Origin of the sequence: Burkholderia mycopellens (assembly GCF_964265025.1) — a bacterium.
Taxonomy (GTDB): Bacteria; Pseudomonadota; Gammaproteobacteria; order Burkholderiales; family Burkholderiaceae; genus Burkholderia.
Map to the genome: position 1 here is coordinate 3,544,254 of NZ_OZ183802.1, position 12,862 is coordinate 3,557,115.

Consider the following 12,862-nt stretch of genomic DNA (forward strand, 5'->3'; position numbering starts at 1 on the left):
GGAAATCAGTGCGATTCGGTGCGCGGCTGCGGTTCGGGCGGAATCGGCGCGCACTGGCCGCAGCCGGTTTCGGTCGGCGGCGGCGGCGTACCGGCCGACACCTCGTGGACGCCCTTCGCGCCGCCGGACAGCGCCTTGTCGACCAGCTTGTCGAGCGGCACGGTGCGGTAGCAGACGGCCCGCACGAGCATCGGCAGGTTCACGCCCGCGAGCACACGCACGTTGTCGATCTTGGCGAGCTGGCCCGCGATGTTCGCAGGCGTCGCGCCGTACATGTCGGTCAGCACGACCACGCCGTTCTCTTCCTTGAGCCGTGCGAGTTCCGCGTGCGCGAACGCCATCACCTGGGTCGGATCGCTGTCCGCCGTCACGTCGATACAGCCGATGCGGGCGGGCACGCCGCCATAGATGTGCGCGATACAGTCCCGCAGCGCGGTGGCGAGCGGGGCGTGCGCGATGATCAGGATCCCGGCCATGTCAGATCGCTCCCGGCCGCCCCTGGCGGGCCGACACCCCGCGGCGGGGCAATGAGCGTAGCGAGTGTGGGAAACGTTCCATGTTCAGCCTTGCAACAGTTTCGGCCCGACCGCCGGGCCTTTGGTGCGCGATCGCGGCACCGGGCAAGCGGGCATTGTAGCAGGCCGGTCGAACCGCTCCGGCGACGGGGGACCTGCGCGGCCGCCGCCGGGGTTGCGCGGGAGACGGCCTACGCGGCCGCACGCTCCAGCGCGTCGATGAACATCGCGGCGACGTCGAAGCCCGTCTGCTCCATGATCTCGCGGAAGCACGTCGGACTCGTGACGTTCACCTCGGTCAGCCAGTCGCCGATCGCATCGAGGCCGACCAGCAGCAGCCCGCGTGCCGCGAGCACGGGCCCGAGCGTTTCGGCGATCTCGCGATCGCGCGCGGTCAGCGGCTGCGCGACACCGAGCCCGCCCGCCGCGAGATTGCCACGCACCTCGCTGCCCTGCGGAATCCGGGCGAGCGAATACGGCACCGGCTCGCCCGCGATCAGCAGGATGCGCTTGTCGCCCGCCTTGATCTCCGGAATGAACTTCTGGATCATCAGCGAGCGCGTGCCGTCGTGGCCGAGCATCTCGATGATCGCGCCGAGATTCATCCCGTCGGCCTTCACGCGGAACACGCCCATCCCGCCCATCCCGTCGAGCGGCTTGACGATCACGTCGCCATGCTCGGCGTGGAAGGCACGCAGGCGCGCCGCATCACGCGTGACGAGCGTCGGCGCGACGAATTGCGGAAACTCGCCGATCGCGAGCTTTTCCGAGTGATCGCGGATCGACTGCGGCTTGTTGAACACGTGCGCGCCCGCACGCTCGGCGAGCTCGAGCATCCACGTGGCCGTCACGTATTCCATGTCGAACGGCGGATCCTTGCGCATCAGCACCGCACCGAACGACGTCAGCGCACGGGATTCGTGAGCGGCCGCCTCGTACCACGGATGGCGGTGCAGGTCGGCCGTGTCGCCGACGATCGTCACGCGCTGCACGTCCGCCTCGACGCCCGAACCCGTCCATGCGAGCTGATGCGGCTGACACGCATAGACTGCATGCCCGCGCCGCGCCGCCTCGGCCATCATCGCGTAGGTCGAATCCTTGTAGATCTTGAAGCGCTCGAGCGGGTCGGCGATAAAGAGAATGTCCATGAGGTCCTGTACTTGGCGAAGGTCCGTTACACCTGGATGGCTTCGGGGTCGGTCTTTTCCAGTTCGATCGACGACGCGATCAGCGACAGCCGCGCGACGACACCGTACATGTAGAAACGGTTCGGCGGCGCAGCACCCGGCTTCGCACCCGCATCCGGCAGCGCCGTGTGCTCGAAGCCGAGCGGCACGTAGTGCATGCCGGGCGCGTTCAGGTTCTGGTCGCGTTCGCGGCCGGCGTGCGTGCGGTAGAAGCCGCCGACCACGTAGCGGTCGATCATGTACACGACGGGCTCCGCGACTTCGTCGCCGACGCGCTCGAACGTATACACGCCTTCCTGCACGATCACGTCGCGCACCGCGAGGCCGGCCTTCGACTCGGCCATCTGCGCGCGCTCGGCCTTCGACATGCGGCCGATCTCGGCCGCGTCGTGCACGGTCATCACGCCGCGCCCCGCCGTGCCCGCATCGGCCTTCACGACCACGTACGGCTTCTCGCTGATCCCGTATTCACGGTACTTGCGCGCGATCTTCTTCAGCACGCCGTCGATCGCGTCGGCGAGCGCCTGCTCGCCTTCATGCGCCTGCCAGTCGACGCCTTCCACGTGCGCGAAATACGGATTCACCATCCACGGATCGACGCCGACCATCTTCGCGAACTTCTTCGCGACGTCGTCGTAGCACGAGAAGTGCGTCGACTTGCGGCGCACGGCCCAGCCCGCGTGCAGCGGCGGCAGCAGGTATTGCTCGTGCAGGTTTTCCAGCACGGCCGGGATGCCAGCCGACAAGTCGTTGTTCAGCAGGATCGAGCACGGGTCGAAATTCTTCAGGCCGAGGCGGCGCTGCGAACGCTCGAGCGGTTCGAGCACGATCTTCTGGCCGTCGGCCAGCGTGATCGGCGTCATGTCGGTGATGCTCGGGTCGAGCGAGCCGAAGCGCACGTTCAGGCCGGCCTGGCGCATGATCGTGGCAAGACGTGCGACGTTTTCGAGGTAGAACGCGTTGCGGGTCGGCAGCTCGGGAATCACGAGCAGGTTCTTCGCGTCCGGGCAGATCTTCTCGATTGCGGCCATCGCGGCCTGCACGGCGAGCGGCAGCACTTCGGACGGCAGATTGTTGAACGCGCCGGGAAACAGGTTCGCGTCGACGGGCGCCAGCTTGAAGCCGGCATTGCGCAGGTCCACCGAACAATAGAACGGCGGGGTATGTTCCTGCCATTCGAGCCTGAACCAGCGTTCGATCGCAGGCGTCGCGTCGAGGATCTTCTGCTCGAGTTCGAGCAGCGGACCGTTCAACGCGGTAACGAGGTGGGGAACCATGAATCACTCGCGAGCGGGAGAATGAAGATTGTAGAGCAATTGCCCTGCCCATTTGGGGATTGTTCCCGGCTTCGCAAGGGTTTGAAGGAAGTTTTCGGCTATTGACCCGATAGTGCGAAGGGTCATGCGCGACGGCAGTGGATGACAGGAGAAAAAAGAGCCCGCCGGGTGGGGCGGGCCGAAGTCGCTGCGCTCATTCATGGCAGGCGCCGTCGTCGCGGCGGCCCGCCGGTCATCCTTGTGACTTATTCGACGTGCTCGCCGTGCAGGATCACGTCGAGGCCTTCGCGCTCCTCTTCTTCCGACACGCGCAGGCCCATCGTCAGGTCGATCAGCTTCAGCAGCACGAAGCTCAGCACGCCGCTGTAGACCAGCGTGATCAGCACGCCCTTGGCCTGCAGCAGCAGGCTGCCGTCGGCGCCGCCGATGTCCTTGACCGCGAACACGCCGGTCAGCAGTGCGCCGAGAATCCCGCCCACGCCGTGCACGCCGAACGCGTCCAGCGAATCGTCATAGCCGAGCTTCGACTTGAGCCACGTCGCCGACCAGAAGCACACGACGCCGGCGGCGATGCCGATCACGAGTGCGCCCGCCACACCGACGAAGCCGGCCGCCGGCGTGATCGCGACGAGACCCGCGACCGCACCCGACACGATGCCGAGCACCGACGGCTTGCCCTTCGCGATCCATTCGGCAAACATCCAGCCGAGCGCCGCGCAGGCCGTCGCGACTTGCGTCGTCAGCATCGCGAAGCCGGCACGGCCGTCAGCCGCGACCGCCGAACCCGCGTTGAAACCGAACCAGCCGACCCACAGCATCGAGCCGCCGATCATCGTCAGCACGAGGTTGTGCGGCGCCATCGATTCGCGGCCGTAGCCGACCCGCTTGCCGAGCACCAGGCACGACATCAGGCCCGCGATACCGGCGTTGATGTGCACCACGGTGCCGCCCGCGAAGTCGAGCACGCCGTCGGCCGACAGCCAGCCGGTCGGCTCCCACACCATGTGCGCGATCGGCACATAGACGATCAGCGACCAGAGCGTCATGAACACGAGCATCGCCGAGAACTTCATGCGGTCGGCGAACGCGCCGCAGATCAGCGCCGGCGTGATGATCGCGAACGTCATCTGGTAGACGAAGTACACCGATTCCGGAATCGTCGGCGCGAGGTGGCTGACGGTCAGCGTCGTCGCCTTGTCGCCGTGGATGTAGTTCATCCCGTGCAGGAACGCGCGCGACAGGCCGCCGATGAAGCCGTTGCCCGGCGTGAACGCGAGGCTGTAGCCGACCACCGTCCACAGCACCGTGATCAGCGCGGTGATCGCGAAGCTCTGCATCACGGTCGCGAGCACGTTCTTCTTGCGGACCATGCCCGCGTAGAACAGCGCGAGGCCGGGGATCGTCATGAACAGCACGAGCGCGGTGGAGGTCAGCATCCACGCGGTGTCGCCCGAGTTGATCTTCGACGAATCGACGGAGAACGGCGCGGTCGGCGCGGCGGGGGCGGCCGGTGCCGAAGCGGCGGCGGCAGCCGACGCGTCGGTGGCGCCCGAGGCCGGTGCGGCGGCAGCGGCCGTGGCGGACGCGTCGGTGGCAGCCGGCGTCGAAGCGGCCGGCGTCGAAGCGGCCGGCGCGGCGGCGGCCGAGGCGTCGGAAGCCATTGCGGCGGGTGCGGACGCAGCCGCGGCGGACGCCGCGTCGTCGGCAAGCGCGGAGCCGACGCCGGCCGCGATCAGCGAGCCGGCCATCAGCAGGGACATCAGAAGTTTGCGCATCTTGGGTTTCCTCTTGTCGCTTGTCTTGTCTGTTCTGTTACAGCGCGTCTGCGCCCGTCTCCCCGGTGCGAATCCGGATTACCTGTTCGATCGCCGTGACGAAGATCTTGCCGTCGCCGATCTTGCCGGTGCGCGCAGCCCGCTCGATCGCCTCGACCGCCTGGTCGACGAGATCGTCGGACACGGCCGCCTCGATCTTCATCTTCGGCAGGAAATCGACCACGTATTCGGCGCCGCGGTACAACTCGGTGTGCCCCTTCTGGCGTCCGAACCCTTTCACCTCCGTCACCGTGATGCCCGAGACGCCAAGCGCCGACAGCGCTTCGCGCGTCTCATCGAGCTTGAACGGCTTGATGATTGCGGTAATGAGTTTCATGAAGTCCTCTCGCTGGGTTGTCCCGTCGAATTGGTTGGAATGTTGTAGCGGACTCTTCTCAGCAACTCGCATGCCATGTCGGGTCGAGCACCGTCTCAAAAGGCTTCATCAAGGGGGCGCATCACGTGATGTAAGGTGCGGAAGCCCGGCCGAATGGCCAACGTGGCCCGGTTTGCTGGCGCGGCGAAAGGATCGTTGCTAGAGTGCACGCACGTCCCGGATCACCGGGCCATTCACCCATGCGGGCGCCATGCCCGGAATTCGCGCTCAGTGCGCACCATTTCCGGTCATGCGTGCATCATGGGCACGTACGCAACTGAAGATGCACATTTTTTGTGCAAGGAAGGGGAATCACATGAAGCAACCCAGCGACGTTTTCAACGATCTGCAGTCGCGCGTCAGCGACCTGCTGAAAAACTCGCCGGCCAAGGACGTCGAGCGCAACGTGAAGGCCATGCTGTCGCAAGGCTTCTCGAAACTCGATCTCGTCACGCGCGAGGAATTCGACACGCAGGCGCAAGTGCTCGCCCGCACCCGCGTGCGCCTCGAGGAACTCGAGAAACGCGTCGCGGAACTCGAGCAGAAGCTCGCCGCGCCGCAAGCCTGACGCCCGACCCGGCCGCAAGGTCCGGGCGCGAGCCGCCGCGTGCGGTTCGCGCCCGCCGCCCGCCGCCCGCCGCCCGCCGCCCGAAGCACTGAAGCACTGAAGCACTGAAGCACTGAAGCACTGAAGTCACCGTACCGCTCTTCGTCGTCCGTCGTTCTCCGCAGCACCCCCGCTCTTCGCTGTTCATCGCTCTTCGCAGTCCGTCGTTCCGCAGTGCCTCGTTCTTTCCCCGCGCCACGCCGGCAAGCGCGCACCGATTCCTCCGATTCCCGCGGCATGCGGCCTCGAACGGCCGTCGTCCGTCCGCCTTGTTTACAGGAGCCTCGCCATGTCGCTCGCCGTGGTGCGCAGTCGCGCGCCCGCTTCCGGCCGTGCGCCGGACGTCACCGTCGAAGTCCATCTCGCCAACGGGTTGCCGTCGTTCTCGATCGTCGGCCTGCCCGATCTCGAAGTCCGCGAAAGCCGCGAGCGCGTCCGTGCCGCGCTACAGAACTGCGGCTTCGACTTCCCCGTGCGCCGCATCACCGTCAACCTCGCGCCTGCCGACCTGCCGAAGGAGTCGGGGCGGTTCGACCTGCCGATCGCGCTCGGCATCCTCGCCGCGAACGGCCAGATCCCGGCCGACGCGCTGGCCGGCCGCGAATTCGCGGGTGAACTGTCGCTGACGGGCGCGCTGCGGCCGATGCGCGGCGCGTTCGCGATGGCGTGCGGCGTGGCGCGGGATTGGCAGTCCGCGGAAAGTGGCGCGGCCTCCGGTCTGGGTTCCGGCTCGCTTTCCGGTTCAGGCAACGATGGCCGGGGGGCCGGCCCGGAGTCGGGCTGCGCCGCCGCGTCGAACGCACCCGAGCTATACCTGCCGCTCGCCAGCGCCGCCGAGGCCGCGCTCGTGCCGGGCGTCACCGTGTTCGGTGCGCCGGACCTGCCCTCGCTGTGCGCGCACCTCACCGGCGCGCCCGACGGGCGGCTCGCCCCGGTCGCGGCACCGTGCCTCGACGGCCTGCCGATGCCGGCCGCCCCCGACCTCGCCGACGTGATCGGCCAGCGCGGTGCGCGCCGCGCGCTGGAAGTCGCGGCGGCGGGCGGCCATCACATGCTGATGGTCGGGCCGCCGGGGGCGGGCAAGTCGATGCTGGCCGCCCGGCTGCCGGGACTCCTGCCGCCCCTGACCGATGACGAGGCGCTGACGTCGGCGGCGCTCCTCTCCGCGAGCCGCCTCGGCTTTTCGCCCGCGCAGTGGCGCCGGCGGCCGTTCCGCGCACCGCATCACTCGTCGAGCGCCGCCGCGCTGGTCGGCGGCCGCAACCCGCCGCAACCGGGCGAGATCACGCTCGCGCACCTCGGTGTGTTGTTCCTCGACGAACTCCCGGAATTCGACCGGCACGTGCTCGAGATGCTGCGCGAGCCGCTGGAGGCCGGCCGCATCACGATTTCACGCGCGGCCCAGCAAGCCGACTTTCCCGCTGCGTGCCAGTTGATCGCCGCGATGAATCCGTGCCCATGCGGCTGGCACGGCGATCCATCCGGACGCTGCCGCTGCTCGCCGGACGTCGCCGCGCGCTACCTGCGCAAGCTGTCGGGGCCGCTCGTCGACCGCATCGACATCCAGATCGACCTGCCCGCGCTGTCGCCGGCCGAGCTGGCGACGCGCGCGTCGGCGCCCGGCGAGCCGAGTGCGGCGGTGGCCGCGCGGGTCGCGCGGGCGCGTGCGCTGCAACTCGACCGGCAGGGCAAGACGAATCACATGCTGAGCGGCCGCGAGACGGACGACCTGTGCCGGCCAACCGACGAAGGCGAACGCCTGCTGCGCGAGGCTGGCGAGCGCTTCGGCTGGTCGGCGCGCGCGTATTACCGCGTGCTGAAGGTCGCGCGGACGATCGCCGACCTGGCCGGCGACCCGCTGCCGACGGCCGCGCAGATCGCCGAAGCCATCCGCTACCGGCGCGCGCTGACGGCACTCTGAACGCCCTCGGAGGACAAAATCCGGCTGTCAAGACTTGACTTATACACAATTCCACGCATCCGGCCCCGGATCAGGGTCCGGCGAAGCCTTTGCAGCACGGAATCCGCATCTCGTTGTTTTGATTGATCTTTCTCAAATCGCGAGCGAGCGACCAAACGGGCCGGAAGGCCGTCCCGCGCGGCTTGGCGGGAAATCCGGGCAACTTTTCAACAAAGTTATCCACATGCGCTGTGGATAGCCGGAAAAAACCCGCAAAATCCGGCGACTAGCGTCGAAAGCTGCGAATGAACTTTCAGTTGTCACAGAGTGTCCCGGCGCCCTTTCCGGCCACCGTCAATCGAGTTTGAACGACCCGAAAAACTGGTCGAGCTGCTCCTGCGCAAGCGGCCCGTCGGCAATCACGACGGCCTGGTACGCGTGCCGGCCGCGCGCGGCGAGCCGCGCGACGATCGTCTTGTGCGTGCGATCGCCGCCGGCGGCCGCGCCCGCGATGCGCAGCTCGAGCCCATTTACCGCGCCGCCGGCCGCGAGCGGCACGGGCACCGAAGCCGTCCGCGGCGCGCCTTCGAGGTTGCGGGACAGCCCGGCGCGCAGGAAGTCGAGCGCCGCGCGGCGCGTGTCGTCTCGGTCGTCCGGCAACGTCAGCGTGCCGACCGCGAACACCGCGCCGTCAACGTGCGCAGCCTGCATCCGCATCGGCATCGACGCGCCGTCGATCGCCACCGGCTGTTCCTCGACGGTCGGCTTCGCCGGCAGGTCGATCGTGTAGCCGGCGTCGTTGTGCAGCGTGCGCCAGTCGTACGACGGCGAGCACGCGGCCAGCGCGACGCTCACGCACGCGAGCGCGGCGAAGTGTCGCAGCGGACGAAAAAGGGGGCGCAACGAAACGGTGACTTCCTTCGGCATGGCGTCGATCGGGCAGGAAAAAACGGGCATTATCCGCCGAACCTGAAATCCGGGATGCGTGGCCGCCGCCGGTGCGCAAGCCGCATTCGCGCTAAAATGAGCGCCGAATTTCGATGTCCTTTGCATCGATCCGCGTCATCGACCGACTCCGAGAGCACCAGATGAACACCACGCCTCCCGTCCGGCGCAGCGCCGGCCCCGTCCGCTACCTCGTCGCCGCCGTCGTCGTCGCGGCGATCGCCGTCGCCGGCTTCTTCGCGTTCAACGGCAAGTCCACCGTGCCGGATGCCACGTTCACGCTGCTGTCGGGCCAGAAGGTTTCGACTGCAGGCGACCTGAAAGGCAAGGTGTATCTCGTGAACTTCTGGGCGACGAGCTGCGCAACCTGCATGCAGGAAATGCCGCAGATGGTCGACACCTACAACCGCTTCAAGGGTCAGGGGCTGGAATTCGTCGCGGTCGCGATGAACTACGATCCGCCGATGTACGTCGCGAACTACGCACAGACGCGCCAGCTGCCGTTCAAGGTCGCGCTCGACGACGGCAGCGTCGCGAAACAGTTCGGCAACGTGCAGCTCACGCCGACCACCTTCGTCGTCGACAAGGACGGCAAGATCCTGAAGCGCTACGTCGGCGCACCGCAGTTCGCGGAACTCGACGCGCTGCTCAAGAAAGCACTCGACAGCAACGCGGCCTGAGCGCCGCCCGATCCGGATCGAAGGGCCGCGCACCGCGCCCTTCCCCGCACGACGGACCGCACGACCGGGCAACCCGGTTCCGCGGTCCGTTGGCTTTTCAGCGCTCGGTTTCGCCTTTCGCCGACAGGCCGTAGCGCTTCATCTTCTCGTACAGCGTCGCCTTGCCGACATGCAGCCGGTCGGCCGTCGCGGCGACCGCGCCGCCCGTCTGGTTCAACGCCTCGGCGATCACCGCGCGCTCGAACTGCTCGATGCGCTCCTTCAGCGTCTGCTCGTTGTCGGCCGCGTCGCCGCTTGCGCCCGTCTCCTGCGGCATGTCGGCCACGCCGAGCACGAAGCGGTCGGCCGCGTTGCGCAGCTCGCGCACGTTGCCGGGCCAGTCGCGCTGCATCAGGCTCGCGCGCTGCCGGTCGGTCAGCACCGGCGCGGGCCGCGCGTAACGCACGGCCGCATCGAGCATGAAGTGCTCGAACAGCGGCACGATGTCCTCGCGGCGCTCGGCGAGCGGCGGCAGCGCGATCGTCACGACGTTGAGCCGGTACAGCAGGTCGCGCCGGAACGTGCCGGCGGCGACGAGCTCGCTCATGTCGCCCTTCGCGGCCGCGACCACGCGACAGTTCACGCGGATCGGCTGGTTCGAGCCGAGCCGCTCCAGCACGCCGTCCTGCAGCACGCGCAGCAGCTTCACCTGCAACGCAAGCGGCATACTTTCGATCTCGTCGAGAAACAGCGTGCCGCCGGACGCGTATTCGAGCTTGCCGACGCGGCGCTTCGCGGCGCCGGTGAATGCGCCTGGCTCGTAGCCGAACATCTCGGATTCGAACATCGGCTCGGGCAGCGCGCCGCAATTCACCGCGATGAACGGCTTGTCGCGGCGCGGCGACAGCTCGTGCAGGCTGCGCGCGATCAGTTCCTTGCCGGCGCCGGTGTCGCCGTTGATCAGCACCGACGCGTCGGTCGGCGCGACGTTCGCGATCAGCTTGCGCACCTGCTCGATCGCCGGGCTGCGGCCGATGATGCGCGGCGCGACGACGTTCTGCCCGGCCAGCTCGCGCCGCAGCGCGTGATTCTCGAGCACGAGCTCGCGGCGCTCGAGCGCGCGGCGCACCGTCTCGATCAGGCGCTCGGCCGCGAACGGTTTTTCGATGAAGTCGTACGCGCCGTCGCGCATCGCCTGCACGGCCATCGAGATGTCGCCGTGCCCGGTGACGAGGATCACCGGGACGTCGGGCACACGCTCGCGGCATTGCGCGAGCACGTCGAGCCCGCTCGCGCCGGGCAGCCGGATGTCGCTGACGATCACGCCGGCGGTATCGGCGACGATCGCCTTCTCGGCCGCTTCGGCCGACTCGAAGCCGGCGACGTCGAAGCCCGCCAGCTGAAGGCTCTGCACGCTCGCCCGGCGAACGAGCGCGTCGTCTTCGATATAGATCACTTGCAGCCGGTTGGCCATCGTACTCACTTGCTCCTGACGGGCCGCGCGGCGGCAGCGCGCGCGGCGTCGTTGATACCGATCGTGGGCCGATCGGGCGGGCGGCGTGGCGCGCCTAGCGCGAGCCCGCCGGCTCGGACACGGAGTCCGGATGATGCGTGCGGGCGCGGCGCAGCGTCAAGACGAACAGCGCGCCGCCCGACGGCGCGTTGCGCGCGGTCAGTGCGCCGCCCGCGTCGCTCGCGATCGACGACGAGATCGCGAGGCCGAGCCCGAGCCCGCGCCCCATTTCCTTGGTCGTGAAGAACGGCTCGAACAGGCGCGGCAGCAGGTCGGGCGCGATGCCGCAGCCGTTGTCGCGCACCTCGACCGCGAGCGTCGCGGCCGACACCGCGATCGTCACCTCGATCGCGGGCGCCGCCACGCCGGCGACCGCGTCGAGCGCGTTGCCGAGCAGGTTGATCAGCACCTGTTCGAGGCGCAGATCCTCGCAGCGCGCGACGAGTTCCGGATAGTCGCGCGCCAGGTCGAGCGGCGCGTCGTGCGCGGGCGACACGGTCGCATCCTGCAGCGTCAGCGTGAGCGCGACGCCGCGCAGCCGCTCGGCGAGCAGCGACAGCACGCTGCGCAGCGCGCGCACGACGAGCGCCTGCTCGTTGCGCGGCTTCGCGCGGCCGACGAACAGCTTCAACTGGTTCGTGATCTTGCCCATCCGCTCGGTGAGCGCGGCGATCGCCTCGAGGTTCTCGCGCGCGGCCGCCTGCTCGCCGCGGTCGAGCAGCACGCGCGTGTTGTCCGAGAAGCTGCGCAGCGCCGCGAGCGGCTGGTTCAGTTCGTGCGTGATGCCGGCCGCCATCTGGCCGAGCGCGGCAAGCTTGCTCGCCTGGATCAGCTCGTCGTGCGCGGCGCGCAACTCCTGCTCCGCGTGAATCCGGTCGCCGACTTCCTTCTGCAATTGCTCGTTCGCCTCCGACAGGTCGGCCGTGCGCTCCTCGACGCGCCGGTTCAGCTCCGCGTACGCCTGCTGCAGCAATGCGCGGCCGCGGATCATTTCGCGCACGCGCGCGCGGCGCATCCGCCAGTAGAACGCGAGCAGCGCGACCGACACGAAGCCAAAGCCCGTGACGATCGTCGCGTTGCGCGCATCGGCGTCGACCGGCGCGATCGGCGCGAGCGTGACGAGCAGCCAGTCGGGCTCGCCGATCCTGCGCTTGCTCGCGAGGAAGCGCGGCGCGCGCAGGCCGGGGCCGAGTCGCACGATCTCCGCGTCGGGGCCGAGCACCTGCTCGATGCGCAACGGCAGCGGCGTGACGGGTTGCTGCGCGTACTGGCGCGTCTCGTAGATCGACGCGGCGACGGGGCCCGTGAGCGGCCGCAGCGTGTGGTACTTCCAGGCGGGCACCGACGACAGGAACACGACGCCATGGTCGTCCGCGACGACGAGCGGCTCGGACGCATCGGCGCCCTGGAACCATTCGAGGTTGAGCTTCACGACGACGACGCCCGCGATCTTGCCGTCGCGCCACACGGGCTGCGAGATGTAGTAGCCGGGATCGCGCGAGATCGTGCCGATCCCGAAGAAGCGGCCGACCTGGCCTTTCATCGCATCGAGGAAATACGGGCGGAAACGGTATTCGATCCCGACGAAGCTGTCGGGCGCGCGCCAGTTGCTGGCGGCGACACACAGGCCGTCCGCACCGATCACGTAGGTGACGGTCGCATGCGCGTGTTCGTTGAGGTCTTCGAGATAGCGATTGACGCGCGCGGTGTAGTCGGCGCGCTTTGGCTCGGTGAGCAGGTCCTGCACGTACGGATGGCTGCCGAGCAGATAGGGCAGCGATTCGTAGCGGTCGAGCGTGCTCTTGAGCGCGTTGGTGGTGCGGTCGACGCGCACCGCGGCGTTGCGCTGCAGCTCGGCAACGCCGCGCCGCCAGGTCATCGTCCACGTCAGCGTGCACGCCGCGGCGAGCGCGGCGGCAAGCACGACGAGAATGAGCAGGCGGCGCGTCACGGTCGAAGCTTCCTGACGATGCGGATCGCCTATTGTGTCATAGGCCTCCGCCTCTCTGCCCTGGCTGCGGCGGGCCGCGCCGCCGGCGAGCGGCGCCGCCGCCTGCTCGTTCATGGCG

At 68.5% G+C, this 12,862-nt stretch carries 10 protein-coding genes and 2 pseudogenes; 4 read left to right on the forward strand and 8 right to left on the reverse strand.

Annotated features, from left to right (window positions below):
* Positions 1-5: 5 nt before the first annotated feature.
* The 5 genes from ACPTTC_RS16545 to ACPTTC_RS16565 all read right to left on the reverse strand — a co-directional run bounded on the left by ACPTTC_RS16545 (position 6) and on the right by ACPTTC_RS16565 (position 5,130).
* On the reverse strand, positions 6-476 hold the full coding sequence (locus ACPTTC_RS16545) for a PTS sugar transporter subunit IIA (protein ID WP_011353293.1): 471 nt from the start codon (positions 474-476) through the stop codon (positions 6-8).
* A 230-nt stretch (positions 477-706) separates the two neighbouring features.
* A complete protein-coding gene (gene gshB, locus ACPTTC_RS16550; RefSeq protein WP_175951450.1) occupies positions 707-1,663 on the reverse strand; it encodes a glutathione synthase in 957 nt (318 codons plus the stop codon).
* Between the two features lie 26 nt (positions 1,664-1,689).
* Complete coding sequence (gene gshA, locus ACPTTC_RS16555; RefSeq protein WP_011353295.1) at positions 1,690-2,979, reverse strand: glutamate--cysteine ligase; 1,290 nt, start codon at positions 2,977-2,979, stop codon at positions 1,690-1,692.
* A 245-nt stretch (positions 2,980-3,224) separates the two neighbouring features.
* Positions 3,225-4,754 carry an ammonium transporter gene (locus ACPTTC_RS16560; RefSeq protein ID WP_423393094.1) on the reverse strand — a complete coding sequence of 510 codons (1,530 nt, stop codon included), beginning with the start codon at positions 4,752-4,754 and terminating at the stop codon, positions 3,225-3,227.
* 37 nt (positions 4,755-4,791) lie between these two features.
* Positions 4,792-5,130 (reverse strand): P-II family nitrogen regulator, encoded by a 339-nt coding sequence (locus ACPTTC_RS16565; RefSeq protein ID WP_027789049.1) that lies wholly within the window; start codon positions 5,128-5,130, stop codon positions 4,792-4,794.
* Positions 5,131-5,485: 355 nt separating this feature from the next.
* Between ACPTTC_RS16565 and ACPTTC_RS16570 the strand changes: the two genes are divergently transcribed.
* The 3 genes and pseudogenes from ACPTTC_RS16570 to ACPTTC_RS16580 all read left to right on the forward strand — a co-directional run.
* Positions 5,486-5,737 (forward strand): accessory factor UbiK family protein, encoded by a 252-nt coding sequence (locus ACPTTC_RS16570; RefSeq protein WP_006489451.1) that lies wholly within the window; start codon positions 5,486-5,488, stop codon positions 5,735-5,737.
* 328 nt (positions 5,738-6,065) lie between these two features.
* Positions 6,066-6,468 (forward strand): annotated as a pseudogene (locus tag ACPTTC_RS16575) (magnesium chelatase domain-containing protein); the annotation flags it as partial.
* 92 nt (positions 6,469-6,560) lie between these two features.
* Positions 6,561-7,697 (forward strand): annotated as a pseudogene (locus tag ACPTTC_RS16580) (YifB family Mg chelatase-like AAA ATPase); the annotation flags it as partial.
* Positions 7,698-8,030: 333 nt separating this feature from the next.
* Here ACPTTC_RS16580 and ACPTTC_RS16585 read toward each other — a convergent pair.
* Positions 8,031-8,603 (reverse strand): hypothetical protein, encoded by a 573-nt coding sequence (locus ACPTTC_RS16585; RefSeq protein WP_423393095.1) that lies wholly within the window; start codon positions 8,601-8,603, stop codon positions 8,031-8,033.
* Between the two features lie 161 nt (positions 8,604-8,764).
* On the opposite strand from ACPTTC_RS16585, the gene ACPTTC_RS16590 reads away from it, so the two are divergent.
* The gene (locus tag ACPTTC_RS16590) at positions 8,765-9,301 is read left to right on the forward strand and encodes a TlpA disulfide reductase family protein (RefSeq protein WP_175951441.1); all 537 of its coding nucleotides are present in this window, start codon (positions 8,765-8,767) and stop codon (positions 9,299-9,301) included.
* Between the two features lie 97 nt (positions 9,302-9,398).
* Here the strand turns inward: ACPTTC_RS16590 and ACPTTC_RS16595 are convergent, their stop codons facing one another.
* Together ACPTTC_RS16595 and ACPTTC_RS16600 are read right to left on the reverse strand one after the other, a co-directional pair.
* Positions 9,399-10,754, reverse strand: coding sequence for a sigma-54-dependent transcriptional regulator (locus ACPTTC_RS16595; protein WP_069257662.1), 1,356 nt, complete (start codon positions 10,752-10,754; stop codon positions 9,399-9,401).
* Positions 10,755-10,848: 94 nt separating this feature from the next.
* Positions 10,849-12,858 (reverse strand): sensor histidine kinase, encoded by a 2,010-nt coding sequence (locus ACPTTC_RS16600; RefSeq protein WP_423393096.1) that lies wholly within the window; start codon positions 12,856-12,858, stop codon positions 10,849-10,851.
* Between the last annotated feature and the right edge of the window lie 4 nt (positions 12,859-12,862).

Bases quoted from the DNA above. Each gene is read 5' to 3' on its own strand.
- ACPTTC_RS16560 (WP_423393094.1), bottom strand. From the start codon at position 4,754: ATGCGCAAACTTCTGATGTCCCTGCTGATGGCCGGCTCGCTGATCGCG.
- ACPTTC_RS16595 (WP_069257662.1), bottom strand. From the start codon at position 10,754: ATGGCCAACCGGCTGCAAGTGATCTATATCGAAGACGACGCGCTCGTT.
- ACPTTC_RS16585 (WP_423393095.1), bottom strand. From the start codon at position 8,603: ATGCCGAAGGAAGTCACCGTTTCGTTGCGCCCCCTTTTTCGTCCGCTG.
- ACPTTC_RS16565 (WP_027789049.1), bottom strand. From the start codon at position 5,130: ATGAAACTCATTACCGCAATCATCAAGCCGTTCAAGCTCGATGAGACG.
- gshB (WP_175951450.1), bottom strand. From the start codon at position 1,663: ATGGACATTCTCTTTATCGCCGACCCGCTCGAGCGCTTCAAGATCTAC.
- ACPTTC_RS16600 (WP_423393096.1), bottom strand. From the start codon at position 12,858: ATGAACGAGCAGGCGGCGGCGCCGCTCGCCGGCGGCGCGGCCCGCCGC.
- ACPTTC_RS16590 (WP_175951441.1), top strand. From the start codon at position 8,765: ATGAACACCACGCCTCCCGTCCGGCGCAGCGCCGGCCCCGTCCGCTAC.
- gshA (WP_011353295.1), bottom strand. From the start codon at position 2,979: ATGGTTCCCCACCTCGTTACCGCGTTGAACGGTCCGCTGCTCGAACTC.
- ACPTTC_RS16570 (WP_006489451.1), top strand. From the start codon at position 5,486: ATGAAGCAACCCAGCGACGTTTTCAACGATCTGCAGTCGCGCGTCAGC.
- ACPTTC_RS16545 (WP_011353293.1), bottom strand. From the start codon at position 476: ATGGCCGGGATCCTGATCATCGCGCACGCCCCGCTCGCCACCGCGCTG.